The sequence below is a fragment of the Aeromonas sp. s9 genome (assembly GCF_040907765.1).
Classification (GTDB): domain Bacteria; phylum Pseudomonadota; class Gammaproteobacteria; order Enterobacterales; family Aeromonadaceae; genus Aeromonas; species Aeromonas caviae.
The window spans coordinates 13,141-27,534 of sequence record NZ_JBFOCK010000072.1 but is presented as its reverse complement, the minus strand read 5'-3'; the positions used below and the strand labels follow the sequence as shown (position 1 = coordinate 27,534).

Here is a 14,394-nt window from a genome sequence, read left to right as displayed (position 1 = left end):
ACAGGCATGAAAAAGGGGAACCGCGAGGTTCCCCTTTCGTTTGACCGAACCTGTCATCAGCCCGGACCGATGCGATCCATCAGGCTCAGATTGACCGACCCCGGATGGCGCTTGAGCTTCTGCCTGTATTCGAACTGGTGCTGGCTCTCCTGTTTGAGCCCCTGCATCAGGGAGTAGCACATGGCCAGCATGATGACCGAGAAGGGCAGCGCGGCGATGATGCTGGCGGCCTGCAGGGCGGCAAGCCCGCCGGAGACCAGCAGAATGGCCGCGACCAGCCCCTGCCCCAGCCCCCAGATGGCGCGGTGCAGCACCGGGGGATCCTGATCGCCGATGGAGAGCAGCGTCGTAATCACGAGCGTGCCCGAATCGCTGGAGGTGATGAAGTAGGTGCATATAAGCAGGGTCAGCACCCCCTTGGCAATCCAGCCGAAGGTATCCCAGTGCAGCAGTTCCACCGTCTTGTAGAGCGCCATGGTGACATCCTGATTGACCGCTTCCACTACGCCGCCGCCACCGAACAGCTCCAGGTTCATGGCAGTCCCGCCGAACACGGTGAGCCAGAGCATGCCGAGCAGGGAGGGCACCAGCAGGACACCGAGCACGAATTCACGAATCGTGCGGCCCTTGGAGATGCGGGCGATGAACATGCCGACAAAGGGTGCCCACGCGATCCACCAGCCCCAGTAAAATGCGGTCCAGCTGGACTGCCAGGCCGAGGTACCGTTGGCTTCGGTATTGGTCCAGAAGCTCAGCTTGACGATGTTCTGCAGGTAATCACCGATGTTCTGCACATAGGCGTTGAGGATATAGGTGGTTGGCCCCAGCACCAGGAAGAGGCCCAGCACGAACACGCTCAACCAGATATTGAGTTCGGAGAGGATCTTCACCCCGCGCCCGACGCCGGAGATGGCCGACAGGGTGGCAATCAGGCTGATGCCACCGATGAGCCAGAGCTGGTTCGCTTGTGACACGCCCATGCCGAACATCTGATTGAGGCCGGTGTTCATCTGGGAAACTCCCAGCCCAAGGGAGGTCGCCACCCCGAACACGGTACCGAACACCGCCAGCACGTCGGCGGCATGGCCCCAGAAGCCGTAGATGCGATCGCCAAGAATGGGGTAGAGCACGGAGCGGATGGCCAGCGGCAACTTGCGCCGGTAGCTGAAGAAGGCCAGCGACAGGCCGACGATCACATAGATGGCCCAGGGGTGCAGACCCCAGTGGAAGAAGGTGAGGCGCATGGCGATCTGGGCCGCTTCCGGCGTCATACCTTCGGTGATGAAGGGGTTGCCCTGCAGGTGATACATGGGCTCGGCGATACTCCAGAACACCAGGCCTATGCCCATGCCTGCGCTGAACAGCATGGAAAACCAGGCAAAGTAGCCAAACTCCGGTACCTGGTCGTCGTCGCCCAGCCGGATGCTGCCAAAGCGGCTGAACATCAGGTAGACGGCGAAGAACAGGAACAGGGCGACCACCAGGATGTAATACCACTTGAAGCCAGCAATGATGGTGTCCTTGGCCCCGGTAAACCAGGTGCCTGCGGTATCCGGATCAAAGACGCCGAACAGCAGGAAGAGGGTCACGACGGTCAGGGCCGTCATGGCCATGGTGGGATTGAGGCCTTTCAAAAGCCCTTTGGTTGCTCGCATCGGGCCTCCTTAGTCGTTGTTGAAAAAGTCTTCACCCACGTGATCGCCGGCACCGCCGATGGCGCGATAGGCCAGACGACCTGCCACCTGCTCACGGTGATCCACCAGGGTCACCGACGGCTGGCCGTTCACTGCGTGGCGTTTGCCGAGGAAGATAGCCATGGGCACCCCCAGATTGGAGACACCGCTGGTGATCCAGAGGCGGTTGAAGTCATAGGAGCCACCGATGAACTCCAGCTGTGCCAGCCCATTGTCCAGACCCGCCAGATAAAAGTTCATGGCACTCTCGTCGGGGAAGAGGTGAACCAGCACATAGGCATAGCGCAGCTCATTGACCAACTCCTTTAGACTGAAAGAACCTGTGTTGCTGCAAGAGAGCGGCAGCTCACCATCGTAGTGGTGTACCTTGAGGTTGTTGGGGTCCTCGTCATAGGCAGGTTGATAACGCACAAATGCTGCGGTGTCCGGCAGTTCATAGCGAACTCTGACCACACGCAGGTCGGCAACCAGGGACTTGATATCCAGGTCGTCATGCATGATTTCACTCCTCAAATATCGGGTTGGAATGGGGCAATTGTCCGATAACCTAACACAATATTCATTAGAGCTAAAACCATTACATCAAAAACCATATTGACCTTGTTATGGATTAGGCGGAGAATTTCGCGCCTCTCCACAGCCCTGCGATGACCCAGACCCCATGGAAAAACATGATGAAGTGCTGATCGCCCTGCGCCAGATCATCCGTGCCATCGACATGCACTCCAAGCGCTTGATCAAGGAGGCCGGCCTGACCTCGCCTCAACTCCTGCTGCTCAAGGGCATCGACGAGCTTGGCCAGATCTCCATGCGCCAGTTGGCGGATCACACCAACATGAGCCAGGCCACCGCCACCACCATCATGGACCGGCTGGAGAGCCGCCAGCTGGTACAGCGCATTCGCAGCGAAACCGACAAACGCAAGGTGCATGCAACGCTCACTGACGCGGGACGCGCCCTGCTTGCCCAGGCTCCGACCCCCTTGCAGGAGAGTTTCATTCAACGTTTTCAGGCGCTGGAGAACTGGGAGCAAGGGTTGTTGCTCTCATCCCTGCAACGCATCTCCGCCATGATGAATGCCGACGGCATCGATGCCGCCCCCGTGCTGAGTGTCAGCCCCCTGACCGAAGAGCGGGCCTGAAATCCTGAAGTCCGTTTACATGTTTTCAGTTAACTTCTGGCACTCAGAACCCGATGTACCGCATCGGGGATTCTGCATTGCGAGGCCTAATGCGATCATTCTAGGTTATAACTACCCACCACCTTATGCACCATCTTCCTCGTCTACACCAGGTCCTACGGGCTTTGCTACAGCAACTCTCCTTTCAGTATCCCGTTCACCCGCTCTGCCAGCGCATTCTGATAACAGTCATACCCATCAGTCATCGAGTACTGTACTCCGTACCGTTCATACAGCGTCTGATTCAAGCCTGAGCAATACTGCACCCTGCCGTCCGAGTGATGGATAAACTCCCCGCTGCCACGCCGTTGCTTCAGTGCTCTGCGCCATCACAACCAACTCAGCATGCATCCCTTCGTGCACGTGATGCCCCGCTATCTTACGCGAGAAGGCATCCGTCACCAGGCTCAGGTAGAGTGGCCCGCTCTTTGCCGGCAGGTAAGTGATGTCGGCAACCAAGACCTGCCCTGGCGCCACCGCAGTGATTTTCACCGGGCCGGGTTTGAGCAAGTTGGGATGGCGATAGAAACGCTGAAAACTGTGGAGCGTCTTGTGATAGGCCCGTTTGGGCTGCACCAACAGACGGTGCTCGGCCAATATCCTAAACAGTCTGTCCCACCAGACCGTCAGCCCAGCATCGTCTTGGCCCTGCAGCAGATAATGCTACTTGTGGATGCCCACCCGTAGTGAACTTTGCGCACAAAGCTCACTACCTGCTGCCCTTGTGCATGACGCAGGTCGGCGACCCGATTGCGATTGTAGTCAGCCTAACGGTTTATTCCGAGGAACCAGCAAGCACTGAAGATGGTCAGCTTTTCGACATACCGCTGCGAGAGAGCTTACCAGGTCGTTTTTTACGATTGAGGCGCCTTCAAAGAACTGAGCCTCCAGGCTCATCAGCGCCAGCTACTCGAGCTCCTTGATACGCTGTTCAGACATTTGGTTGCCGGGATCAGGCATGATGTGATCCTGCCAGCTCTAATCGATGCTCCCTGGCTCCAACCCTGCAGACCATGCTTATGCAACCATACCAGAATGGTCGAATTGCCCTGAATGCCATATTGGAATTGTGTCTACTGGTAGGTGAGTTCACCTTTTTCAATCTGCTCGACCAGGGACAATTTAAACCTCAGTGAGTAATCGCGCTGTGTGCGTTTCACACCTTGTCCCATCGAGATCTCCATCTATTCGGGGAAGAAGGTATAAGCCATATTCAGGACGGGGACAATGGGAAAAGAAAAAGCCCAGCATTGCTGCTGGGCTTTTTAATTGGCTCCTCCTGCTGGGCTCGAACCAGCGACCTGCGGATTAACAGTCCGTCGCTCTACCGACTGAGCTAAGGAGGAATTATTCGTGGTGCCCAGAGACGGAATCGAACCGCCGACACGGGGATTTTCAATCCCCTGCTCTACCGACTGAGCTATCTGGGCAAATGGTGCCGGCTACCGGAATCGAACTGGTGACCTACTGATTACAAGTCAGTTGCTCTACCTACTGAGCTAAGCCGGCACACTTCAAACCATTGTGCATGAACACGTTTTTATTTCATGGCACCAAAATATGGTGCCCAGAGACGGAATCGAACCGCCGACACGGGGATTTTCAATCCCCTGCTCTACCGACTGAGCTATCTGGGCGTGGGCGCTATTAAACGGATTTTAGGGCAGGTGGTCAACGGGAAATTTCACTTTTCGTCTCGTTCGTCTCTTTTTTGCGCAGCATCATCCATTTTCATCACTTCTGTTGGCGGGACCGCTCCCCGGCGCCCCCAGAGGCGGGACTCCTCCCCCTTGAGCAGGCGGGTAATGTTCTCGTGATGACGGATCAGGATGAGACAGGAGAGCAGAGAGACCGGCAACGTGTATTCCGGTTTGAGCAGATAGGTAAAGAGCGGGGTCAGCAACACGGTCACGATGGACGCCAGTGACGAATAGCCGCTCACCAGCAGCACCAGCAGCCAGGTGGTGATGACGGCGCCGCCCATGGCAAAGCCGATGGGCAGCATGGTACCGAGGGCGGTGGCGACGCCCTTGCCGCCACGGAAGTGGAAGAAGAGGGGGTACATGTGGCCCAGACAGGCGGCCACCCCGATAAAGCCGAGGTAGACGGGCTTGATCTGCAGATACCAGGCGAGGTAGACGGGGGCCATCCCCTTGAGCACGTCGAGAAGCAGTACGATCAGCGCCGCCATCCGGCCGCCGAGGCGCAACACATTGGTCGCCCCCGGGTTGTGGGAACCATGGTCACGGGGATCCGGCAGACCCGTGATGCGGGAAACCAGCACGGCACTGGACAGCGAGCCGCCCAGATAGGCCAGAATAATCATCAAAATCGTCAGGGCCGTCATCTTGGTCGTTTTTACCACGATATGAATGGGGTATGATGCGGGCCACATTCCCAGGCCCGGGCTTGCCCGAAAGCGTGTCGCCCAAACCGGCCGCCAGCGGCAATCTGCTTGCCGGGCCTGCATCCCTGCGCTGTTTTCACAGCCCATCAAGAGTAAAGAAGAAGTACTGTCATGGACAAGGTGTTTATTCGCGGACTCGAGGTTTTGACCACCATAGGGGTATATGAGTGGGAGAAGGGCATTCGCCAGAAGCTCTGTTTCGACCTCGAGATGGGGTTTGACAATCGCCCAGCCGCCGCAACCGACGATATCAATCTGGCGCTGGATTACGCCACCCTCTCTCGCAAGATCTGTGATCACGCCCAGGGCAAGATAGTGGAGCTGGTCGAGACCATGGCCGAGCAGGTCGCCGCCCTGGTGCTGGAAGACGAGCGGGTACAGTGGGTCAAGGTGACCCTGACCAAACCGGGTGCCGTGCCCAATGCGGCAGGCGTCGGGGTCGAGATCCTGCGCCATCGCACGCCGGCTGCGAGCGCCAACTGATGACCCGCATCTATATCAGTCTGGGATCCAACATCGATCGGGAACGCCATATCCGCGCCGGCCTCGATGCCCTGCACGCCGAATTCGGCGAGTTGCAGGTCTCCCGGGTATTCGAGAGCGAGGCAGTGGGCTTCAACGGCCGCCCCTTCTACAACCTGGTGGTGGGTGCCGATACCGAGCTGCCCCTGTCGACCCTGTGCCAGCGGCTGCGCGCCATGGAGTTCGCTCACGGCCGCGAGCCGGATGCCAAGAAGTTCGCCCCCCGCACCCTGGATCTCGATCTGCTGCTCTACGGCGAGCTGGTCTGCGAGACGCCGCTGGTGCTGCCGCGCGGCGAGATCCTCACCAACGCCTTCGTGCTCTGGCCGCTGGCGGAGCTGGCTCCCACATTCCGCCACCCCATCGATGGTCGCACCATCGGTGAGCTGTGGGCAGGTTACGACAAAGCCTCCCAGCGCCTTGACCCCATTCCCTTCCACTGGAAAGCGGGCGAATTGCAGCATCACTGAACAACAAGGGCACCCTCGGGTGCCCTTGTTGATGACTCCGCTGATGACGGATAAGAAACGGTGATTGGGCCTGCGCCGGTGCAAGTGGCAGGATGACCGCCATCACAGGAGAACCCCATGCCACTCGATGCCATTCACGACTTCAACCGTCAGTTGCTCACCGACCTGCCCCACCAGCGCTTCGAGCACGAACCCATCCTCGATTACGCCACCGACGAGCGGGTCAAGGCTCGCCTCGGCTGGCAGGCCGAGTTCAGCAAGACCCTTTTCCTCAAATTCAAGGATGGTCGCTTCGCCCTGCTGCTGACCCACAGGGACGGCCGGCTCGACAGCAAGGCGGTCAAGGCGGCGCTCGGTGCCAAACCCTCCATCTGCACCGCCGACGAGATGCAGACCGAGATTGGCTGCCTGCCGGGAGCCGTCTGCCCCTTCCTGCCACGCGCCGACATCCCCCTGCTGGTGGATCCCGTGCTCATGAATCACCATGCCTTTACCTGGACGCCGGGCCACCCCGAGCAGACTTTCCTGCTGGAGACCACCCACCTGGCCGGACTGCTGGCCCGATTGCCCTGCGACGTGAGCTACCTGCCCGCCCCCTGAGCCTGGGACTCAGCGCTTTTCCCGCGCCAGCTGGGCGAAGATCAGCGCCGCCAGCATGGACATCAGGCCGATGCACAGATAGGTAAGGTGGAACCCCTCCAGCCAGCGGCCACTCTCCTCGGGCTGGCCGATGGAGAAGAGTCCCAGCAGGCTGGCGGCGATGGCCACCCCCAGGCTCATGGAGAGCTGCATCACCACCGACAGCAGACCGTTGCCGCTGCTGGCGTGCTCGCTGCTGAGATCCTGCAGGGTCAGGGTGTTCATGGCGGAAAATTGCAGGGAGTTGATGGCGCCAAAGACCGCCAGCCACACCAGCAGTACGCCGTGGGGCACCTGGTTGTCGATGAAATAGAAGCTCGCGATCATGGCCCCGAGCGCCAGGGTGTTGCCGATCAGGATGCGGCGATAACCGATGCGCGGAATGAGCTTGTTCACCAGCGTCTTGGTCAGCATGGCGCCGATCACCGTGGGGATCATGGTCATCCCCGCCTTGCTCGGGGAGAAGCCGAGCCCCAGTTGCAGGAAGAGCGGGGTGAGAAACGGCATGGCGCCGCTGCCGAGGCGGGCAAACAGATTGCCCCAGATACCGATGGCGAAGGTGGACGTCTTGAACAGCGCCAGACTGAACAGGGGCTGCTCCGCCGTGGCGGCATAGAGCCAGTAGCTCGCCATGGCGGCCAGACCGAACAATACCGCAAACAGGGCCCAGCCGGTTGAGATGCTGTGCTCCCCCAGGCCTTGCAGACCGACGGATACCAGCACCATGCCGACACTGAACAGCACAAACCCCTGCCAGTCAAACCTGGCGGTGTGCTGGCGAAGGTCGGGCATGAAGTGCCAGCTCGCCACGAAGCCGAGCAAGCCCACCGGCAGGTTGATGAGGAAGACCCAGTGCCAGCTCGCCACCTCCACCAGCCAGCCCCCCAGGGCCGGGCCGATGAGGGGGCCGAGCAGACCGGGGATGGTGACGAACGACATCACCCTCAGCAGCTCATGCTTGCTGTAGACCCGCAGCACCGCCAGACGCCCGATGGGCATCAGCAAGGCCCCCCCGACCCCTTGCAACACCCGGGCGATCACCAGCATGGGCAGGGTGTTGGCGATGGCACAGGCCAGGGAACCCAGGGTAAACAGCAGGATGGCGACCAGATAGACCCGGCGGGTGCCGAATCTGTCCGCCAACCAGCCGGAGGCGGGAATGAGCAGGGCCACCGTCAGCATGTAGGCGATGATGACGGACTGCATCTGCAGCGGACTCTCGCCCAGGGCCTCGGCCATGCTGGGCAGGGCAGTGTTGAGGATGGTGCCATCCAGGGTCTGCATGAAAAAACCGACCGCCGTCAGCCAGGGCAGCCATTTGCGCTGGGCGGGCGTCACCATCGGGGAGCTGTCAGGCATGGTTCTGTCTCTCCTCATCACATAAGAAAAGACCCGCACGAGCGCGGGTCATATCAGCATATCAGGCATCCGGCTGGCCGAGCATGGCCTTGAGGTGCTCTTCCAGGCTGGGTTCGGGAGCCTTGAGGGTCGAGAGGAACAACTGCTCTATGCCTACCCTGTCCTGGCTCTTCACGATGAACACCAGCCGGGACTGGGCCTTGCCTTCGGGCCACTCCCCCAGCGCCTGCAACGGATAGAGCTGGCCGTGCACGCCGTGGATCACCACGGGCTGGCTCTCCCCCTCCAGTTGCAATATCCCCTTGAGACGCAGCAGGGCATCGCCGTATTGCGCCTGCACCGCATCGATGGCGGCCAGCAGGCGGGAAGGCTTGAGCGGCTCGCCGATGCGCAGGGAGAAACTTTCGATATTGCCGTGCTCGAAGCGGGTGGGCGCGGCCGTCCCCACCTTGGCGGCAAACGGCGTCATCTTCGGCTGCATGGGCGAAGCCAGCCCCTGTTTCGGGGATTCGGTACGCAGCCAGGCCAGCAACTGGCGCACGTCGCGCCCCGCCGCCTCGTTGTAGGCGCCGAGCTTCTCCAGCACCGCGGGCGAGAGCACCCCATTGCTGACCCGCTGGATGGGGGCTGCCGGATTGAGGGCCGCCAGTTGGGCTTCCACCCTCGCAAGGGTCTCTTCATCCACCAGATCGCCCTTGCTCACCACCAGCAGATCCGCCAGCGCCACCTGTTTGACCGCCTCATATTGAGCGGCCAGCTGCTGCTCGATATGACCGGCATCCACCACGGTGACGGTGCCGTCGAAGCGGTAGCGCTGGGCGATAAAGCCCTCTTCCCTCAACGTGAACAGCACGGGGGCCGGATCGGCCAGACCAGTGGTTTCGATGATCAGCCGTTTGAAGGGTTTGATTTTGCGCTGGATGGCCTTCATGAAAAGCCCCTGCAGCGCCTCCACCAGAGAGCCCTGCACCGAGCAGCAGATGCAGCCGGAATCGAGCAGCACCACCTGCTCGTCCACCTGCTGTACCAGATGGTGATCCAGCCCCACGGAGCCGAACTCGTTGATGAGCACGGCGCACTCCCCGAGCTCGGGCTGCTTGACCCAGTGGTTGAGCAAGGTGGTCTTGCCGCTGCCGAGAAAACCGGTCAGCAGGGTCACGGGGATGCGGGTGTCTTGCATGTCTGTCATCGGGTTGCCCCCCCTCTGATCGGCAGGAGGATGAGTAAGCGAGTGTCTTGCATATCGGTCATGTCAGATCCTTACCGGTTGGCGAACAGGTCGCCGAGCCAGCGGTTTTCGAAACGGCCATGGGGGTCAAGCTCCCGCTTCAGGGCCAGGAAGTCGTGCCAGCGCGGCAACAGGGCCGGGAAGTCGTAGAGGTCCATCGCCAGGTGCTTGCCGAAATGGGGAATGCCGCCGAGGGGCACCAGCAGTTGCTGCAACTCGCGCATCTGCTCCATGGAGCCCCCGACAAAGGTCCCGTCCGCCGCCAGATAGACCAAAAAACCTATCCAGCACACCGACTTGTCATGGGCGGCACTGAGCCAGGCCACGGAGGGACCGGTGCAGCGCAGGATGAAGGGGTAGTGCAGCACGCCGGGGTTCGCCTCCTGCCATGCCTGCAGGATTGAAAGGGCCTCCCCCATGCGTTCGAGGGGCACGGCCACCTCGCAGTTGATCTGGGGCGCCGGGATCCCCTTGCAGAGGATCTGGTAGACGTTGCCCACCAGATCCGAGGCGTCCTTGAAGCGGCGCACCGTCTCGAAGTGCTCGCCTGCCCTGGCCTCGTCCTTGGTGTCTCTGGCCATCTTCTGCAGGGTCGCGTCTATGGTGGCATTGAGCGCCAGGTTCATGCGCTCGTCCATGTCTCCCTCCAGCACCAGCGGCTCGCTGCCCCCAGCGCGGTAGCGGGCCACCTCGTCATCGGAGGCGGGATCCACCAGCCAGATGTGGCTCTCGCCGGTCCAGGCGAACCACCAGCTCTTCACGAAGGCGTGCTCCCGGTTGAGGCGCTCGTTGTGTTCCAGCAGGAAGGGGTAGTCGGTGGTGAACTTGGTGCAGCGCATGATGCGGTTGGGCACAGTGTTGAGGGTCACATCCAGCAGGATGCCGAGCATCCCCATGCCCATCACGAAGGCGCCGAAACGCGGGTCGGATCGATCAACCCGGATGATCTCGCCATTGGCCAGCATCACCGTCATCGCCTCTACCGCATCGCACAGGGCGGACTGATGCAGCCCCTGACCGTGGGTGCCGGTGCTGAGGGCGCCACCCAGGGTCTGGATGCCGATGACGCCGGGGGACGCCGGCAGCATGCGATCCATGGCGATGAGGTCGGCATAGACGGTATCAAGCGGCGTCCCCGCCAGGTAGGTCACCGTATCGGCAGTCTTGTCCAGCTGGCCGCGCAGGTGGTGCAGGTCCACCAGCAGCGCCTGGCTGCCTTCCGCGTAGACGCTGTGGATGGGTTCGAAAGAGAGGCCGGAGCCGATGAGCCGCAGCTTGCGCTCGGGGTATTCCCGCAGCAGTTGCTGCAGCTCGTCACGGGTCGTCGGGCGCCACACCTGATCAAGGGCGCCGAGGGGGTTGGTTCTGGACCAGTTGAACAGCACCTCCCGATTGCCAATCGCCTTGATGCTGTGAAATGCCTGGAACCTGACCGTCATACCGCGCCTCATCTGACTTCAAAATGAGCGCCAATTCTACCGAAAAGTGGCTGCCAAGGCATGAAAAACAAGACCCTACAGTCGGGGGTGGATAGGGGGAGCGCCCCTCCCCGCCTCAGCGCGTCTGCTGGGTCAATGCCAGCAACATGCCGAATCCCACCAGCAGGCCCCCGAACACCCGATCGATCCAGTGGCGTACCGCCAGCAGTCGGTCCCGCACCGCAGGAGTGGAGAAGAAGAGCGCCACCGCACCAAACCAGAGGGCGTGCGCCAGCGCGATGAAGGCGCCATAGCCGATCTGGACCGCCAGCGGCGTCTGCGGCTGCACCACCTGCATGAAGAGGCTGACGATGAAGATGGTGGTCTTGGGATTGAGCACATTGGTCAGAAATCCGGTGCGCAGCGCACCCAGACTGGAGAGGGCAGGCTGACAGATGCTCTCTTCATCGGCAGCCGGTTTGGCCCGCAGCATCTTGATGCCGAGGAAGATGAGATAGGCGGCCCCCGCCAGCTTGATGAGGTTGAACAGCCAGAGGGATTGCTGGATCAGCAGGCCCACCCCCAGCAGGGTGTAGGCCACGTGCACGCAGACCCCGGCCGCGATGCCGATCGCCGTCAGCACGCCGGTGCGGCGCGAGAGCAGCAGGCTGTTGCGCGACACCATGGCAAAGTCGGGCCCGGGGCTGATGACGGCAAAGAGGGTAATGGCGACAACGGCTAACAGTTCGGTCATGAAAAGAGTCCTGATTAGAGAGGATATCGGCTATTTTATTTGCCAATAACACCAATAACGAACGATGATTTCTGACATGAATGGTGAAAAAAACTCACAAAAAGCCCTCTCGCTTCCCTCCCTCACCGCCCTGCGCTGTTTCGAGGTGGCGGCCCGCACCGAGCATTTCGGCCGCGCCGCCGATGAACTGCATCTCACCCATGGCGCCATCAGCCGGGCGGTACGACTGCTCGAGGAGGATCTGGGGGTCATGCTGTTCGAGCGGCGCCAGCGCCGGGTCTTTCTGACCGACGCGGGTGAACGGTTCTATCAGGCGGTCAGAGAGGGGCTGGGCAGCATCCGCCAGACGGCGCAGGCCCTGCGCCAGCAGAGCCGTCCCCAGTCGCTGGTACTCTCCTGCGAACCCACCCTCCTGATGCGCTGGCTGATCCCGCGCTGGCCCGCCTTCCAGGCCCTGCACCCGGAGCTGGACGTACACCTGATGGCGGGCGGCGGCGCCCTCAGCTTTGGCAGCGGCATCGATCTCGCCATCCGGCGCAACGACTTTCACTGGCCTGCCGAGCTCTACAGCCAGTTGCTGTTCGAAGAGCGGACCGGCCCTGTCTGCCCGCCGGGCAAGGTGGCGCACTTTTTTGAACCCAGGGGGGATGTGCAGGCCCTCAGGCCAACGGCCCCCCGCCTGCACACCAAGACCCGTCCGGGCGCCTGGTTGGAGTGGCAGCAGCACGCAGGCATGCCCGCCGACGAGGAGGTGCCGGGTCAGACCTTCGAGCACTTCTATTTCAGCCTGCAGGCGGCAGTCGCCGGGCTGGGAGTCGCCATCGGCCCTTACCGGCAGGTGTGCGACGATATCGAGGCCGGTCTGCTGGTGGCACCGCTCGGCTTCGTCCCCGACGGCACCGGCTATCACCTGCTCGCCCCCGCCCCTCCCGAACCCGGCAGCCCCCACGACATCCTGGTGAACTGGCTGCACAGCCTTGTGGGCCCGGCCTAGCCCTGGGCGGTGCGCCCGGCGGCGACCTGTATCTCTCCCGCCGTCAGCTCCCGGCAGAACTGGCGTATCGGCATGGGGCGGGCAAACAGGTATCCCTGCAGATACTGGACCCCCTTGCCTCTCAGATAGGCGGCCTGCTGCTCCGTCTCCACCCCTTCGGCCACCAGGGACAAACCCAGCCGTCCCCCAAGGTCGATGACGTTGTCCACGATGTGCTCGGAGAGGGACTCCGTCCCGATACGGCCGATGAAGGAGCGGTCGATCTTGAGATAGTCCACGTGGAATTGCTGCAGATAGATGAGGCTGGAGTGGCCGGTGCCAAAGTCATCGATGGCGAGCTGCACCCCCATCTCGTCGAGCTGGCGAAACAGGGAGAGGGTCTGCGGGCTGGTCACCAGCAGCTCCCGCTCCGTGAGCTCCAGCACCAGCACCACCCGTCCCGGCACGAAATGGCCGAGGAAGTCGCGGCACTCCGCCACCAGGGAGAGGTCCCGGCAGTGGATGGCACTGATGTTGAAGCTGATGTGAAATGCCTCGGGCAGCTGCTCCTGTACCGGGTGGAGTGTCTTGGCCACCGTCTTCATCAGGTTGACCGTCATGGGCACGATCAGGCCAGACTCTTCCGCCTGGGGGATGAAGAGATCGGGGCGGATCAGCCCCTCGGTGGCATGTTGCCAGCGCATCAGTACCTCGGCTCCCACCATCTTGCCGCCCTTGCTGGCGATCAGCGGTTGCAGATAGGGGACAAATTCCCTGGCTCGCAGCCCGCGCCTCAGCTCGTCCGTCAGGGCCCCAGGCCGCCCAAGCAGCCACCACACCAGCAGTGAGAGCACCAGCGAACTGGCTCCCAGCCAGATCAGTTGCAGATGGCGAGCCTCCCACAGGGCACGCCAGTAGATCGGCATCGCATAACCGGCGTGGATGGTGAAGGGGTAACGCTGGGAGGCGAGTATCAGGGCAAACTTGCTGTGCAGTTTCGGCGGATCGCTTTGGAAGTGGCCGGACTCATCGAGCCAGGCGGACCCCACCTGCAAGAAGAGCTCGCTGGGATCGCTGCTCAGGGTGAGCATGAAACTGAGCTGGCTGCTGTCAATGGCGCTCAGTGCCGCATCACGCCCCCGCTCCTGACGCACCACCAGCAAGGGGTGATTCTTGCGCACCAGGTTGCCGCTCATCAGCAGCAACTTGCGATCCGTGTAGCGGGAGCCGTCATCCACTTCCCTGGCAGGCCCGAACAGCGAGGTGCAGTTGATGATCCCCTGTCGCACCAGATTGATGGAGCGCAGGAAAGGCTCCAGCGCCACCCGCTTGCGCAGCAGCAACAGGTTGTCGCTGCAAGGTCGACCGGCCAGCGGCAATACCTCGAGGTTGGCCCGCTCGGCCTGATCCAGCATGCGCTCCAGCAAGGTTCTGGCCTTGCTGGCTGACGCACTGGCATCGTTTTTCAGCTCCTGCTCGTAGCTGTCGTGCACCATCCACCCTCCCACCACCAGGGGCAGGGCCAACACCAGCAGGGCACAACCAAGGCGCCACTTCATGCGGGCCAGATCAATCCGGAACAGAAACATAGCAACCACGCCGCAATGCGCGGGCCCGCTTCGCAGGTACCGCGGTATAAAAGTGCCCACCAGGAAACGGTGGGGCCATCATGGCCAGACAACGAAAGCGCAACGCGCGTACCAGGCAAATCGACGACGCCGTTGCTGGGCATGGCGGGTCATTATCGCGC

The 14,394-nt window shown here is 61.6% G+C and carries 14 protein-coding genes, 4 tRNA genes and 1 pseudogene; 5 read left to right on the top strand and 14 right to left on the bottom strand.

The window, feature by feature from the left end:
• Nucleotides 1-56: 56 nt before the first annotated feature.
• Both AB5Y54_RS14735 and AB5Y54_RS14730 read right to left on the bottom strand, forming a co-directional pair.
• The gene (locus tag AB5Y54_RS14735; RefSeq protein ID WP_042879412.1) at nucleotides 57-1,655 is read right to left on the bottom strand and encodes a BCCT family transporter; all 1,599 of its coding nucleotides are present in this window, start codon (nucleotides 1,653-1,655) and stop codon (nucleotides 57-59) included.
• Nucleotides 1,656-1,664: 9 nt separating this feature from the next.
• Entirely contained in the window at nucleotides 1,665-2,192 is a 528-nt protein-coding gene (locus AB5Y54_RS14730; protein ID WP_010672814.1) for a hypothetical protein, read from the bottom strand.
• A gap of 163 nt (nucleotides 2,193-2,355) precedes the next feature.
• Here AB5Y54_RS14730 and AB5Y54_RS14725 point away from each other — a divergent pair, with 163 nt between their 5' ends.
• Complete coding sequence (locus tag AB5Y54_RS14725) at nucleotides 2,356-2,835, top strand: MarR family winged helix-turn-helix transcriptional regulator (protein WP_010672813.1); 480 nt, start codon at nucleotides 2,356-2,358, stop codon at nucleotides 2,833-2,835.
• 267 nt (nucleotides 2,836-3,102) lie between these two features.
• On the opposite strand, the gene AB5Y54_RS14720 is transcribed toward AB5Y54_RS14725, so the two are convergent.
• The 7 genes and pseudogenes from AB5Y54_RS14720 to plsY form a co-directional block, all read right to left on the bottom strand.
• Nucleotides 3,103-3,471, bottom strand: coding sequence for a hypothetical protein (locus AB5Y54_RS14720; RefSeq protein WP_223937767.1), 369 nt, complete (start codon nucleotides 3,469-3,471; stop codon nucleotides 3,103-3,105).
• Nucleotides 3,472-3,866: 395 nt separating this feature from the next.
• Nucleotides 3,867-4,046: pseudogene (locus AB5Y54_RS14715) on the bottom strand (IS3 family transposase); the annotation flags it as partial.
• A 98-nt stretch (nucleotides 4,047-4,144) separates the two neighbouring features.
• Nucleotides 4,145-4,220 (bottom strand) — tRNA-Asn (locus AB5Y54_RS14710).
• 8 nt (nucleotides 4,221-4,228) lie between these two features.
• A tRNA-Phe gene (locus AB5Y54_RS14705) sits at nucleotides 4,229-4,304 on the bottom strand.
• A gap of 3 nt (nucleotides 4,305-4,307) precedes the next feature.
• A tRNA-Thr gene (locus tag AB5Y54_RS14700) sits at nucleotides 4,308-4,383 on the bottom strand.
• A gap of 52 nt (nucleotides 4,384-4,435) precedes the next feature.
• Nucleotides 4,436-4,511: transfer RNA gene (locus AB5Y54_RS14695), tRNA-Phe, on the bottom strand.
• Between the two features lie 47 nt (nucleotides 4,512-4,558).
• Nucleotides 4,559-5,221: a glycerol-3-phosphate 1-O-acyltransferase PlsY gene (plsY, locus tag AB5Y54_RS14690; RefSeq protein ID WP_053288103.1), complete on the bottom strand. Its 663-nt coding sequence runs from the start codon at nucleotides 5,219-5,221 to the stop codon at nucleotides 4,559-4,561.
• Nucleotides 5,222-5,392: 171 nt separating this feature from the next.
• Here plsY and folB point away from each other — a divergent pair, with 171 nt between their 5' ends.
• The 3 genes from folB (at nucleotide 5,393) to AB5Y54_RS14675 (ending at nucleotide 6,873) form a co-directional block, all read left to right on the top strand.
• The gene (folB, locus tag AB5Y54_RS14685; protein ID WP_010675798.1) at nucleotides 5,393-5,764 is read left to right on the top strand and encodes a dihydroneopterin aldolase; all 372 of its coding nucleotides are present in this window, start codon (nucleotides 5,393-5,395) and stop codon (nucleotides 5,762-5,764) included.
• Nucleotides 5,764-6,273, top strand: coding sequence for a 2-amino-4-hydroxy-6-hydroxymethyldihydropteridine diphosphokinase (gene folK / locus AB5Y54_RS14680; protein WP_053288102.1), 510 nt, complete (start codon nucleotides 5,764-5,766; stop codon nucleotides 6,271-6,273). The genes folB and folK overlap by 1 nt, the downstream gene beginning before the upstream one ends.
• Nucleotides 6,274-6,390: 117 nt before the next feature.
• On the top strand, nucleotides 6,391-6,873 hold the full coding sequence (locus AB5Y54_RS14675) for a YbaK/EbsC family protein (RefSeq protein ID WP_042864868.1): 483 nt from the start codon (nucleotides 6,391-6,393) through the stop codon (nucleotides 6,871-6,873).
• Nucleotides 6,874-6,882: 9 nt separating this feature from the next.
• Here AB5Y54_RS14675 and mdtD read toward each other — a convergent pair whose 3' ends face one another.
• The 4 genes from mdtD to AB5Y54_RS14655 all read right to left on the bottom strand — a co-directional run bounded on the left by mdtD (nucleotide 6,883) and on the right by AB5Y54_RS14655 (nucleotide 11,671).
• Nucleotides 6,883-8,310, bottom strand: a complete 1,428-nt coding sequence (gene mdtD / locus AB5Y54_RS14670) for a multidrug transporter subunit MdtD (RefSeq protein WP_223919390.1) — start codon at nucleotides 8,308-8,310, stop codon at nucleotides 6,883-6,885.
• Between the two features lie 22 nt (nucleotides 8,311-8,332).
• Nucleotides 8,333-9,460 carry a GTP-binding protein gene (locus tag AB5Y54_RS14665; RefSeq protein ID WP_029314837.1) on the bottom strand — a complete coding sequence of 376 codons (1,128 nt, stop codon included), beginning with the start codon at nucleotides 9,458-9,460 and terminating at the stop codon, nucleotides 8,333-8,335.
• A 71-nt stretch (nucleotides 9,461-9,531) separates the two neighbouring features.
• The gene (locus AB5Y54_RS14660) at nucleotides 9,532-10,938 is read right to left on the bottom strand and encodes a D-arabinono-1,4-lactone oxidase (protein WP_368153948.1); all 1,407 of its coding nucleotides are present in this window, start codon (nucleotides 10,936-10,938) and stop codon (nucleotides 9,532-9,534) included.
• A gap of 115 nt (nucleotides 10,939-11,053) precedes the next feature.
• Nucleotides 11,054-11,671: a LysE family transporter gene (locus AB5Y54_RS14655; protein ID WP_010675804.1), complete on the bottom strand. Its 618-nt coding sequence runs from the start codon at nucleotides 11,669-11,671 to the stop codon at nucleotides 11,054-11,056.
• A 76-nt stretch (nucleotides 11,672-11,747) separates the two neighbouring features.
• On the opposite strand from AB5Y54_RS14655, the gene AB5Y54_RS14650 reads away from it, so the two are divergent.
• Nucleotides 11,748-12,665 (top strand): LysR family transcriptional regulator, encoded by a 918-nt coding sequence (locus AB5Y54_RS14650; RefSeq protein ID WP_279474302.1) that lies wholly within the window; start codon nucleotides 11,748-11,750, stop codon nucleotides 12,663-12,665.
• On the opposite strand, the gene AB5Y54_RS14645 is transcribed toward AB5Y54_RS14650, so the two are convergent.
• Entirely contained in the window at nucleotides 12,662-14,233 is a 1,572-nt protein-coding gene (locus AB5Y54_RS14645) for a cyclic diguanylate phosphodiesterase (protein ID WP_041213989.1), read from the bottom strand. The two genes, AB5Y54_RS14650 and AB5Y54_RS14645, sit on opposite strands and share 4 nt — an antisense overlap.
• Nucleotides 14,234-14,394 lie beyond the last annotated feature (161 nt).

Coding starts and splice junctions, on each gene's coding strand:
- AB5Y54_RS14735 (WP_042879412.1), bottom strand. CDS start 1,655: ATGCGAGCAACCAAAGGGCTTTTGAAAGGCCTCAATCCCACCATGGCC.
- AB5Y54_RS14665 (WP_029314837.1), bottom strand. CDS start 9,460: ATGACAGACATGCAAGACACCCGCATCCCCGTGACCCTGCTGACCGGT.
- folK (WP_053288102.1), top strand. CDS start 5,764: ATGACCCGCATCTATATCAGTCTGGGATCCAACATCGATCGGGAACGC.
- folB (WP_010675798.1), top strand. CDS start 5,393: ATGGACAAGGTGTTTATTCGCGGACTCGAGGTTTTGACCACCATAGGG.
- AB5Y54_RS14645 (WP_041213989.1), bottom strand. CDS start 14,233: ATGTTTCTGTTCCGGATTGATCTGGCCCGCATGAAGTGGCGCCTTGGT.
- AB5Y54_RS14650 (WP_279474302.1), top strand. CDS start 11,748: ATGAATGGTGAAAAAAACTCACAAAAAGCCCTCTCGCTTCCCTCCCTC.
- AB5Y54_RS14675 (WP_042864868.1), top strand. CDS start 6,391: ATGCCACTCGATGCCATTCACGACTTCAACCGTCAGTTGCTCACCGAC.
- AB5Y54_RS14725 (WP_010672813.1), top strand. CDS start 2,356: ATGGAAAAACATGATGAAGTGCTGATCGCCCTGCGCCAGATCATCCGT.
- AB5Y54_RS14660 (WP_368153948.1), bottom strand. CDS start 10,938: ATGACGGTCAGGTTCCAGGCATTTCACAGCATCAAGGCGATTGGCAAT.
- plsY (WP_053288103.1), bottom strand. CDS start 5,221: ATGACGGCCCTGACGATTTTGATGATTATTCTGGCCTATCTGGGCGGC.
- AB5Y54_RS14655 (WP_010675804.1), bottom strand. CDS start 11,671: ATGACCGAACTGTTAGCCGTTGTCGCCATTACCCTCTTTGCCGTCATC.
- AB5Y54_RS14730 (WP_010672814.1), bottom strand. CDS start 2,192: ATGCATGACGACCTGGATATCAAGTCCCTGGTTGCCGACCTGCGTGTG.